The organism is Acidocella sp., assembly GCF_052326845.1.
In the GTDB taxonomy this organism is placed as follows: domain Bacteria; phylum Pseudomonadota; class Alphaproteobacteria; order Acetobacterales; family Acetobacteraceae; genus Acidocella.
This window is the reverse complement of the sequence record NZ_JBKQJR010000113.1, coordinates 1-3,390: the sequence shown is the minus strand read 5'-3', so window position 1 is coordinate 3,390 and position 3,390 is coordinate 1. Positions and strand designations below refer to the sequence as shown.

At 58.6% G+C, this 3,390-nt stretch carries 5 protein-coding genes and 1 pseudogene; 2 read left to right on the top strand and 4 right to left on the bottom strand.

The features are described 5' to 3' along the window. Both ACLPJJ_RS07510 and ACLPJJ_RS07505 read left to right on the top strand, forming a co-directional pair. Positions 1–419, top strand: a 419-nt coding sequence (locus ACLPJJ_RS07510) for a hypothetical protein (RefSeq protein ID WP_443590328.1), incomplete at its 5' end; no start/stop codon positions are given. 89 nt (positions 420–508) lie between these two features. Next, positions 509–1,534: a glycosyltransferase family 8 protein gene (locus tag ACLPJJ_RS07505; RefSeq protein ID WP_443590327.1), complete on the top strand. Its 1,026-nt coding sequence runs from the start codon at positions 509–511 to the stop codon at positions 1,532–1,534. A 9-nt stretch (positions 1,535–1,543) separates the two neighbouring features. Here the strand turns inward: ACLPJJ_RS07505 and ACLPJJ_RS07500 are convergent, their stop codons facing one another. The 4 genes and pseudogenes from ACLPJJ_RS07500 to ACLPJJ_RS07485 all read right to left on the bottom strand — a co-directional run bounded on the left by ACLPJJ_RS07500 (position 1,544) and on the right by ACLPJJ_RS07485 (position 3,306). Beyond that, a complete protein-coding gene (locus ACLPJJ_RS07500; protein ID WP_443590326.1) occupies positions 1,544–2,038 on the bottom strand; it encodes a hypothetical protein in 495 nt (164 codons plus the stop codon). Between the two features lie 177 nt (positions 2,039–2,215). Continuing rightward, positions 2,216–2,455 (bottom strand): hypothetical protein, encoded by a 240-nt coding sequence (locus ACLPJJ_RS07495; protein ID WP_443590325.1) that lies wholly within the window; start codon positions 2,453–2,455, stop codon positions 2,216–2,218. A gap of 134 nt (positions 2,456–2,589) precedes the next feature. After that, a pseudogene (locus ACLPJJ_RS07490) lies at positions 2,590–2,985 on the bottom strand (GMC oxidoreductase); the annotation flags it as partial. An 81-nt stretch (positions 2,986–3,066) separates the two neighbouring features. Next, positions 3,067–3,306, bottom strand: coding sequence for a hypothetical protein (locus tag ACLPJJ_RS07485; protein ID WP_443590324.1), 240 nt, complete (start codon positions 3,304–3,306; stop codon positions 3,067–3,069). Between the last annotated feature and the right edge of the window lie 84 nt (positions 3,307–3,390).

Sequence of the window (3,390 nt, the reverse complement as noted above, 5' to 3'; positions counted from 1 at the left end):
AGCTTCCCCTGGTCATCGCCGGCGCGCAGATGTACGGGCTCATTGGCGTAATCGCGGCCCGAATCATCTCTGAGACGTTCATCGCCTTGTACAGCATGATCGTCATCAGACGGCTCAGCGGACTCTCCGTCACCCGGCAGCTAACCAGCTGTTGGCGCAGCGTCGCATCCGTGCTGTGTATGGCGGCAATTCTCGGGATTGCTACGCCATATTTTGACTGGGGCACGCAGACAGTTTGGGTGGCAGCACAGCTTGTAGCGAACGTTAGTCTCGGCGCAGCTGCTTATACCAGTTGCCTGCTGAGTCTCTGGCATATCGAGGGCAGGCCTCAAGGGCCGGAAACATTCGTACTGCGAACGCTGACCAGAATGCGCCAGCGTGTGGTCCGCCCGGTCGGTATTATTACGCCTTCCGCCTAAATTTCATGGAAAAAGCACGCCTAGAAATTCAGCAATTCTCTATCCCCCGCTTGGGCCGCATGATACAGATTTGATGTGGCAACTGCCCGTTGGAAAATGTCGGCATTGGCAAGATTTGGAGGTTGTCATTGAGAGCGTCCCGTTGCATCTGTTACACGACCGATCCAGGTTATCTTCTGCCGACATTGGTCAGTGCCATACAGGCGCGTCAGCACAGCGCCCAGGCCAGGGCGGATGTGGCCATCTATTGCATTGATGCGCCAGCCGCGACGAACAGGATCTTCTCGCGAGTGTGCGAGGCGGAGGCGATCGGATTCCTCCCGCTTGCCGCCGCCGCCATCGAGGGGGCTAACGCCATGCTGGCCAGGCTGTTCCTGGGCCGTTTGCTGCCTGTGGACTATGACCAGTTTCTGTATATCGATGGCGACACCCAGATAACTGGCTCGCTCGACGCGCTGCTGGACTATCCCGTCCCACGGGGGCAATTTCTGGCCGCCAGCGACCCGATGACATTCGCCGCCCCTGGGCCCGACCGGCATGGGCGCGAGATCACCGCATATTTCTCCTCGCTCGGGATTCAGCCGCAGGAGCAGCATCTATATTTCAACACCGGCGTGCTGCGCGTGAACCGCGACGGCTGGGACGAGATCGGTATGGAAGCCTGGCGCCTGTTCAAGACCTACCGCGAGCGCTCGCGCTTTCCGGACCAGGATGCGCTGAACCTCGCCGGCATAACGCGGCGAATTCCCATGTCGCTGAGTTGGAATTTTCCCATCTTCATGCTCAATGCAGGCGTCAAGAAACAGATCGCGCCGCGCATCCACCACTTCATGGGCAGCCCCAAGCCCTGGCATGGCAGCTTTCCGCCTTGGGATGCCAGCGCGCATCGCCCCTATCTCGACATCATCGCAAAATATCCCGAGCTTGCGCCGTATTTGCCGTTGATGTCCCCGGTCAAAAAACTTCGCTATTTTTTCCAGCAGCATTTCAAGCGTGGGCTGGAAACTTTGACATGGGCCTGGAATGAACGCTGCGACCGCATCCTCAGCTATGAAAACAACCTGAACGGCTCGGCGGACCGGCCCGGCTTCGGCTCCGCGATTCAGTCCGCCTGAGCCAGATCCTCAGCGGCGGAACACCAGTTTCTGCGCCGCCGATTCCTCGGCAACACGATCCGGCAAATTGTAGAGCGCCTTCCAGGCCATGCCGGCCATGCGGCGCAACATACGCCGTGGCTCGGGCGAATGGCGCAAGGCAGGCAAATCTCCGGCGATGGCACTCAAGTTGAAGCGCCGGGGTTTGGTTAGTGCGTCGATCATATCACCATCGCAATCGATGGCGCGATGGGTGAAAATGACCGGCTCTTCCTTGATGCCATTAGACTTGCAGAATTCACGAAGTTCATCCCAGGGCGAGATGCCCCGCTCGCGCAGTGCTTTGTAGTTGGGCCCGCCCACCGGGCGCGTATGTTGCACCGTTACCGCATCGATGATGGCGATCTCCACATCCGGCCGCGCGGCAAATCTCGCCCATACGAAATCCAACCCCCAGCCGCTGAGATTGGAGTTGAACAACGGCAGCGCCATGGCCAACAGATTCGCAGAGAGGTATGGCGCCATAACTTCCACATAATTCGTGTAGCGGAGCCTAAATCTTTTGTTCCGTACGGTGGTCAGATGGCCAAAATAGCTATTCCAAGTGAGCGCTGGCTGGGCTACCTGCAACTGGTACTGCGCCATGACCTCGAACAAAAGACTGATCTGCCCGGCATCGGTACGAAGATCGTCATCCGGCAGTCAAATGTAATCATACTCCTCGAGGAAGCGCGGCTGCGCCCTAATCAGATCGTACAGTGCTGGCCATTTCGGCCCCTTGCTGTCGATCCGTTCCACATTAGGCACGCGGTAGATATCCGGCTTTTCGCCATAATAATTCACCACCAGACCCCAGCTGCGCGAGGCAGCACCGTCCAACCATTCCGGATGCAGGGAATTGTCCCCCGCGCGGACGATGACGAGATTCCTGTTCTGGCTCACGCGCAGGCTCCATCGTCGCGCGCGGCTATGACCAGATCCTGCATCAATAACAATAGAAACGGATAGCGCGTATCCTGGCTCACTTCCCAAGTTGATCGCCACGTCGTAATCAATAGAAGACGTACGAATATGAATCAAACAGATGTAGAGAAACTTTTGCGAATATTCATGTGTCGTCGCGCTGCCTGTCTTACGTCATCGGCCAAACGGATCGCCATCGCTACGATCATTTGCGTGGGATTGGCGTGGCTCGAGGTGGGAAATACGGAGCTGCCCGCGACATAGAGATTTGCGCTTCCATGCACAAGGCAATGTTCGTCGACAACCGAACTCGCGGGATCGCGCCCCATACGCGTGGTGCCCGTGGGGTGGGCGGCATCACGGAAATCGCGAGGCAATGGCAGATCATTATTGATCCAATCATCGGCAGCAGGTACTGGCAGGCCGAGGCGTAAAAATTCCTCGGCAACGGCCGAGGTAATGCGGCGCAAGTAGCGCTCCTCCTGCTCATGCACGCGCCAGTCGATGCGCGCGCGGCAGGCCGAACGGGTCCCGCTTGTCCGACAGGGTCACGCGGCTGTCCTCATCCGGCATTTGCTCGCGCATCGCCACTAGGCTGAGCCGCTCGATCTTGCGCGGTAGCCCATTACAGCCAGGAAATAATCTCGTGCACTGCGCCCAAGCAGGCCGAGATTGCGCAGCACCGAAACGGCGTCACCAGGCGGGTCCGGCTTCAGCCGTGCCCAGCGTTTCAGCGCATTATACGGATCATCTTCGGTGATTCGCCCTTCCAGCCATGCAGTGGCGTTCAGCAGTCCTTCGACGCGTTGTAGAGTTTCGCTGAGCTGCATGCCATGACGAAAACCTGGCCTCCGCCGACGCGGTAATGCCCAAACTGGCGGCGCAGGCGCCGCGTGCCGGCGAGCGGAAACGAG

Bases quoted from the DNA above. Each gene is read 5' to 3' on its own strand.
- ACLPJJ_RS07500 (WP_443590326.1), bottom strand. From the start codon at position 2,038: ATGGCGCCATACCTCTCTGCGAATCTGTTGGCCATGGCGCTGCCGTTG.
- ACLPJJ_RS07485 (WP_443590324.1), bottom strand. From the start codon at position 3,306: ATGCAGCTCAGCGAAACTCTACAACGCGTCGAAGGACTGCTGAACGCC.